The organism is Vibrio sp. 10N.247.311.14, assembly GCF_041467715.1.
In the GTDB taxonomy this organism is placed as follows: domain Bacteria; phylum Pseudomonadota; class Gammaproteobacteria; order Enterobacterales; family Vibrionaceae; genus Vibrio; species Vibrio crassostreae_C.
In genome coordinates this window covers 58,645-65,790 of sequence record NZ_JBFSVE010000028.1, presented here as the reverse complement: position 1 = coordinate 65,790, position 7,146 = coordinate 58,645, and the positions used below count along the sequence as shown (strand labels likewise).

The following is a 7,146-nucleotide window of genomic DNA, read 5'->3' as shown; positions in this document are numbered from 1 at the left end:
CTCAGGCCTTGAAAGCCGCTTAACAGAAATGTCCAACTTTACGGGGTCACTTCAAACTGCGGGCTTTTTATACGTTTTAGGTAGAGCGGCGACGATTAACTGCTAGCGAGTTCTGATAGGGCGTTTTCAATTGCGATGGCTCTGCGTTTCTCTTGTTCTTCTCGAATATCTTTGCCTTTAAAACCATCGGTAATGATCGCTTTTACTTCGACTTGAAGCGCCGCTTGGTAGGCGACTTCAAAGCGCGCTTTTTGAGGATAAGGCTGATCTTGTAATCCTTTTCGGCCTGCGTGGTCGGCCTGGCAGCAAAGTAGTATATCGTCGAGCCTATCTGGCTTGCGCCAAACATCGAACTTGTTGAGAACCTTGAGAAAGGTGGTTGGTTTGAGCTCGCCTGCGCGGTGGATATTAGAATGTTGCTCGCACACTAACAACGCAAGGTCTCTGAACTCATTGGGCACTCTCACTCGCTCACACAGTTTCTTGATTATCTTAACACCTGTGTGGCAGTGCATTTTATGGCTTGGCCATTCAGCTTGTGGTGTGACGCCTTTACCTAAGTCATGCACTTGAGCTGCAAAGCGTACCGGTAGCGATGGGCTTAATAGTGCGGCTTGCTGAGCAACCATCAGAGTGTGAATACCCGTGTCGATTTCAGGGTGCCATTTTTCAGGTTGAGGGACGCCAAATAGAGCGTCAATCTCAGGTAATACGACTGCCAATGCACCACACTCTTTCAATACAGAGAGGAACACTTCAGGGTGCGGTGTACTAAGAGACTTATGCCACTCTTGCCAAACTCGCTCTGCAGTAAGGTGTGCCAGCTCACCAGATTGGACGATCTCACTCATCATATCCATGGTTTCAGGTGCAACCGTGAAGTTAAGATGGTGAAGCTTGGCGGCGAAGCGAGCCACACGCAGTACACGAAGAGGGTCTTCAACAAAAGCGTCTGAAACGTGTCTTAAGATACGATCCGAGAGATCTTTTTGGCCATGGTAAGGATCGTAAAGCTGGCCTTTATCGTCTTGAGCAATGGCGTTGATGGTCAGATCTCGACGCATCAGGTCTTCTTCCAAACTCACGTCTGGCGCGAAGTAACATTCGAAGCCTGTGTAACCAGAGCCTGATTTTCTCTCAGTGCGAGCCAGTGCGTGCTCTTCTTTGGTTTTTGGGTGCAAGAATACCGGGAAATCTTTTCCCACAGCAGTAAAGCCAAGGTTTTCCATCTCTTGAGGGGTACTCCCTACCACGACCCAATCTCTATCATAACTATCAATATTGAGCAGCTTATCGCGCACTGCTCCACCGACTAGATAGCGTTGTAGCCCGTTGTCTTTTGGTAGGCTATCGTAAATTTGCAACTTATCACCTCGAAATGTTTTATCACTGCTGGACTTTACTGCAAGCAATGGTACTTTCCATTAATCGTAATTATAGGGCAGCACATGTATAAGGAATATTTTGGCTTCGTTGAGATGCCATTTTCGATTGTACCAAATTCTCGCTACTTGTTTTTGAGTCAGCGCCATCAAGAAGCGATGCAGAACCTACAAGCCGGTTTAGGCGAAGGTGGGGGCTTTGCGATGCTTACTGGTGAGGTCGGTACAGGAAAAACAACGGTCGCCAAAGCGATGTTGTCATCACTCGATAATCAGACTCAAGCTGGCCTTATACTCAACCCTACGTTTTCGAATACGGATTTACTGGAAGCTATCTGTGATGAGTTTGAGGTCGAGTACCCTGAACAAGCATCGTTGAAACAGCTGAGTCAGGCCATTCATCACTTCCTGCTCGATAGTCATGCTGAAGGCATTCAAACCTTATTGGTGATTGATGAAGCCCAACATCTCGCAGCTGATGTGTTGGAGCAGCTGCGCCTTCTGACCAACTTAGAAACTGACAGTCGCAAGCTGTTAAAAGTACTGTTGGTCGGCCAACCGGAATTACAACAGCACTTACAAACCACTCAATTACGTCAGCTAGCTCAGCGCATTACAGGTCGCTATCACCTACTGCCTCTTAATACTGAAGAAACTGGCAAGTACATCGCGTTTCGTTTGGAAACGGCGGGTGGCGAGCAGATGCTGTTTTCGAATCGTTCAATCAAGCTGATCGCCCAATATACTCATGGTATTCCAAGGCTCATTAACTTGGTGTGTGACAAAGCCCTGCAATTGGCTTTTCATGATGGTGAGCCATTACCGAACAATGAAACGGTTAACCGAGCGTGTCAGCAAGTTATGTCGTTTCAAGCCGATGTGTATCATGTCGAAAAACCTCGAGCTTCTCACGTAGTACCTAAGTTATTCCAATACGCAGGGATTGCTACATTAAGTGTCGGCCTCGCAATGGCGACCTTTAATTTTGCTCCAAGCTATATCAATTCATGGCAGTCGGTTGAGACTTCAAGTGAAATGAAAACAGAAGTGTCTGCACAGACTCAGCGCTCTTTGGTGGCGAATGAACCTCAGTTGGTTGCTGAGCCAAAACCTTCCAAGTTTGCTTTGCCACAAGATATTCAACAGCACTTGATGCAGGGAACCAATCGTTCTCTAGCTATCAAAGATTTGTATACGCTCTGGGGGTATCAGTCTTCACTGCGTGATGGCTTGTGCTTAAGTGAGCCGCAAAGTGTCTTTGTGTGCGAGCAACAACAGTCAAATTTGGATACATTGTTAGAGCTTGGCGTACCCGTGGTCCTTAATCTGGATATCGATCAAGAGCCAGTGTTTGCTGTGCTTTATGGTGCGTCTGAGGAGTCTGTCGAGCTCCTCGTTAACGAAAAGCTCTTGGTGATGCCAAAGCGTACCTTAAAGAAAATCTGGCAAGGTGATTATGTCGCGATTTGGAAACAGCCACTCAGAGAGACGCTCAAAGAGGGTTACCAAGGCGAGGCGATTGCACTGCTTGATCTGCTATTGTCTGAAGTTTTGGGTGAAGACGTATCGGGCAGTGATGTATTTGACTATGAGTTAAAAATGAAAATTGAAGCGTTTCAAATGTGGCAAGGGATGTCTGTCGATGGCATTGCAGGAAAACGCACACTGGCAAGATTACAAAGATTGGCTCAACTCGATTCGCCTAAGTTGATGTCACTCGATGGAGGCGCAAGTTAATGTCACGCATTATGCATGAGCTTAATCAGTCGTCTGCTAAGCAGCCGCCTCTTAACCAAGCGTCTCTTAAACAATCATCTTTTAATAGCCCCAGCTTCAAAGGCTACCAAAATCATCATGTGCCAAGTTCTGTTAAAGGGATTAGCAATAAACGAGGCGCATCGTTAGCCATGGGGCTACTGCTTATCTTAGTGCCTTCTTTGTTGGTGGGTGGTGTTCTGGCTTATCAATCGTATAACCAACAACAAAACTCGGCTAGCCAAGCTGCGTTGGTGATTCTGCCTGAATCAAAATCTCAATCAGACCTTGAGCCTCAAATCGCTGGTGCTGATATAGCCAATGTGGATGCTGTGTCAGTGGATGCAGAAGATGAAGTATTATTCGCAGTTCGCCCAGCACCAGTAAGCCAACCTTTGAAAGCACTGCCACGCCAAGAGATGTATGCACAGATTGATTCTGGCGCTAATCGTGCAAACACCGCTGGTGGCTCAGCAGTGATCTTCGCTAATGCTGATAACAACACTCAAATGACAGCCAGTTCTGAATCGTCATCCGTTCAGCCAGGCGCGAGTGATGAAACGACTGCTCTGCAATCAAGCACTGATCAGCAATCAAATAGTGACTTACAATCGGACAGTGATCTGCTGCAAGGGCTAGACCTCAGTGAGTTGCCACCTGATTTGGCATTGAAGCTTGAATCCATTATGGGGGAGCAACAAAGCACTCCTGAGCCGATGGACTCTAGACCCGCAGGGCAAAGAGGCTCTCAGGTTATTGAGTTGGAAACGCACACCAATAGCTTATCAGGCGTCCTTCCTAAGTTAGACCTACAAACTCATATGTACTCGAGCAGCGAGACCAAACGTTGGGTAAAAGTGAACGGCCAAGAAGTGGCGCAAGGAGATTGGATTGGACAAGACATTCAATTACTAGAGATTAAGCCACAATCAGTGATCATAGAGTTCAATCAACAGAAGATAGAAATCCCGGCTCTGTACGAGTGGAAAGGTTAGCGATTTCTATACGTATTTAGATAACAGACAAATAAAAAGGAGCACCTCGGTGCTCCTTTTTGATATTCGATACTGAATTTACTGTACCTGATACAAGCGTTAAGTCTACGCCCAACCGTTTGGTGATTTTCTGCGACGAGGCATGATGTGTGGCAGAACAAGGCCTAGAAGTAGACCAATACCCGCAACACCACCACCGTACATGAAGTACTTCAATAGTAGGTCGTCTTTTTGAGTGTCTAGCTTAGCGCGCAGTTCACGGTTCTCTGTTTGAGAACTCGTTAGCTGTTGGCTAATTTCACTGTAGTTCTGTTCTAGTTCAGCAATCTGCTTGTTACGAGAATCTAGAGAGCTTGCTAGGCCAGCTTTTTCGCTGTCAGCACTCTGACGAGCATTCGCTAGCTTGCCTTTAACTTCCGTCAGCTCTTTCTCTAGCTTAGGCATACGCAGTGCCATGCTTTCTTGAGTGCTTACAAACTTGCTTTCAACCCAACCTTTACGGCCACGGTTGTCTTGAATTTGGGTGTAACCCGTACTCTTGTTAGTTTGTAGGAATGTAATCTTTTCACCAGCATCAACACTACCGATGATACGGAATGTGTTGTTTGGGCCAGAATGCATATAAGTAAATAGTTTGTCAGCAATATAACGGTCTTGTGCAAAGGCAGCTGGAGCCGCAAGCATTGCGAACAAAACTAAGCTAATCAGTTTTTTCACAGTAAATCCCTTAACGATTCAAATTGGGTAGGCGTATGAGTCAGCCTCAATCAGCAAATAATATTTAGTTTCTTTATGCGGTGCAACAAAGAAGGGAGGCAAAGCCTCCCTTTCTGTGCGTTTGAGTCAATAATGACATGGCATTTACATATCGTTACTGAAGCTCACACTGTTCTGACGCTAGTATTCACTAACGCAGTCGCGATTACATAGTAAACGCAGCTTGAATTCCGTAGAAGAACACAACAGCAAGTAGAGCACCTGCAGGTAGTGTCACAATCCAAGAAGCCACGATATTACGTACAACGCCTAAGTTTAGTGCTGCGATACCACGAGCAAAACCAACACCTAAAACAGCACCAACGAGTGTTTGTGTAGTAGAGATTGGAAGGCCAGTACCTGAAGCTAGTACAACCGTACATGCAGTTGCAAGTTGTGCAGCAAAGCCACGGCTTGGTGTTAGTTCTGTAATACCAGTACCAACGGTTGCCATTACTTTATGACCCATTGTTGCAAGACCAACAACGATACCGAATCCACCTAGAGGAAGAATCCACCATGCGATAGTACTCTTACCTGTGATTTCACCCATGTGCTCAACGGTTGATACAACAGCAGACAGTGGACCAATCGCGTTCGCAACGTCGTTTGAACCGTGTGCAAATGCCATCGCACAAGCTGTGATAACCATGAGTACAGAGAAGATGCCTTCAACACCTGCAAAGCCGTGGTCTTCTTCGCGGTTAGCGAATTTCTTCTGGATGTATAGGTAACCGCCGATCATTACAAGCGCAGAAACGCCAGCAGCCCAAACCCATGCTTCAGTGTTGCTTAGGTGAAGACCAACGTGCTTAAGGCCTTTCTTGATGGTTACAAGTGCAATTACCATTGTTGTAATGAACATGTATACCGGTACAAAGCGTTTCGCGTTAAATAGCGGGTTCTCTGTATCAAAAATCAGTCGTTGAGCACTTACAAATATGACGTAAGCGAAGAAGCCGGAAATAACGGGTGTGATAATCCAACTACCCACAATACCTTGAACACTGTTCCAGTCTACAGCTTCAGTACCTACAGAAATACACGCAAAACCGATGATTGCACCGATGATTGAGTGAGTCGTAGAAACCGGCCAGCCCATGTAAGAAGCGAGAAGTAGCCATGTACCAGCAGCAAGAAGTGCTGACATCATGCCGTACACAAGTACATCTGGTTGATGAGCGAATAGAGACGTTTCGATAACACCTTTACGGATCGTGTCTGTTACTTCGCCGCCCGCAAGGTAAGCACCTGCGAATTCAAAGATCATTGCGATAATGATCGCTTGTTTAACGGTTAAAGCTTTAGAGCCTACTGAGGTGCCCATTGCGTTCGCAACGTCATTTGCACCAATACCAATAGCCATCAAGAAACCGAAAGCTGCTGCAACAATAATCAGGACAGTGCCGTAGTTAGCAAGGATATCCATCGTAATACCTAGTTGTTTGATAACAAGCGGAACAAATTTAGACGCAAAAAACCGCTCAGCGAGAGGAATACTCAGCGCATAAGTGGTTTGTTCAAAAAATGCTCTTTGTTATATGGTTAACGTATGATTTAAGATCGAGAAAGCATTACTTCAAGACGAGCGCCTACACGCTGTGCTTGATCTGCAATACCACCAACCCATTCAAGAATTTTGTATAAGAACATGATATCAACTGGATTCAGATCGCCTTCAATTGCCATTAGTTGTTGGCGTAGTTCGATCTGCATCGCATCCGTGTCATCTTCAATTACATCTAATTGATGAATCATTTCGGCAACGAGTGTTACTTCACGGCCTTTAAAGCCAGTCTCAAGTAATTCGTCTAATTCATTGATTACGTTTTGTGCTTGGTTCGCTGCATCTAGACAACGTTTAACGTAAGCGATGAAGTTTTCTTGCATAGGAGCAGGAATGACAAGTTGACGACCATATACACGGCCAGCAATGTCTTTCGCTAGGTTTGCGAGTTTGTCTTGTTGCGTTAATAGCTCCAACATATCGGTGCGATCAACTGGCATAAACAAACCACGAGGAAGTTTAAGGCGAATTTCACGTTTTAGTACGTCAGCTTCTTTCTCAAGGTGAGAAATTTGAGCTCGAATTTCTGATGCTTTTTCCCAGTCACCTTTTGAAGAAACTTCAAAGAAATTAACTAGGTGAGAACAACATTCGTTCACGCATACTACGTGACGCTGCAAAGGTTTAATTGGGGACTTTGCAAATAACCCCATAATTGTATTTACTGGCATGGTCATCCAACCTAATAAAT

Annotated in this window: 6 protein-coding genes; 2 read left to right on the top strand and 4 right to left on the bottom strand. The window is 45.5% G+C overall.

The genetic code is table 11. The features are described 5' to 3' along the window. Positions 1 to 95 precede the first annotated feature (95 nt). Positions 96 to 1,412: a multifunctional CCA addition/repair protein gene (locus tag AB6F11_RS12155; RefSeq protein WP_102332763.1), complete on the bottom strand. Its 1,317-nt coding sequence runs from the start codon at positions 1,410 to 1,412 to the stop codon at positions 96 to 98. Between the two features lie 36 nt (positions 1,413 to 1,448). Between AB6F11_RS12155 and AB6F11_RS12150 the strand changes: the two genes are divergently transcribed. Together AB6F11_RS12150 and AB6F11_RS12145 are read left to right on the top strand one after the other, a co-directional pair. Further along, complete coding sequence (locus tag AB6F11_RS12150; protein ID WP_198592375.1) at positions 1,449 to 3,119, top strand: ExeA family protein; 1,671 nt, start codon at positions 1,449 to 1,451, stop codon at positions 3,117 to 3,119. After that, positions 3,119 to 4,132 carry a general secretion pathway protein GspB gene (locus AB6F11_RS12145; RefSeq protein ID WP_102393659.1) on the top strand — a complete coding sequence of 338 codons (1,014 nt, stop codon included), beginning with the start codon at positions 3,119 to 3,121 and terminating at the stop codon, positions 4,130 to 4,132. Before AB6F11_RS12150 ends, AB6F11_RS12145 begins: the two co-directional genes overlap by 1 nt. A gap of 105 nt (positions 4,133 to 4,237) precedes the next feature. On the opposite strand, the gene AB6F11_RS12140 is transcribed toward AB6F11_RS12145, so the two are convergent. From AB6F11_RS12140 to AB6F11_RS12130, 3 genes are all read right to left on the bottom strand, one after another. Beyond that, complete coding sequence (locus AB6F11_RS12140) at positions 4,238 to 4,849, bottom strand: TIGR04211 family SH3 domain-containing protein (RefSeq protein WP_017062917.1); 612 nt, start codon at positions 4,847 to 4,849, stop codon at positions 4,238 to 4,240. A gap of 205 nt (positions 4,850 to 5,054) precedes the next feature. Then, entirely contained in the window at positions 5,055 to 6,317 is a 1,263-nt protein-coding gene (locus AB6F11_RS12135) for an inorganic phosphate transporter (protein WP_017061418.1), read from the bottom strand. 128 nt (positions 6,318 to 6,445) lie between these two features. Beyond that, entirely contained in the window at positions 6,446 to 7,126 is a 681-nt protein-coding gene (locus AB6F11_RS12130) for a TIGR00153 family protein (protein WP_010434644.1), read from the bottom strand. Positions 7,127 to 7,146: the final 20 nt, after the last annotated feature.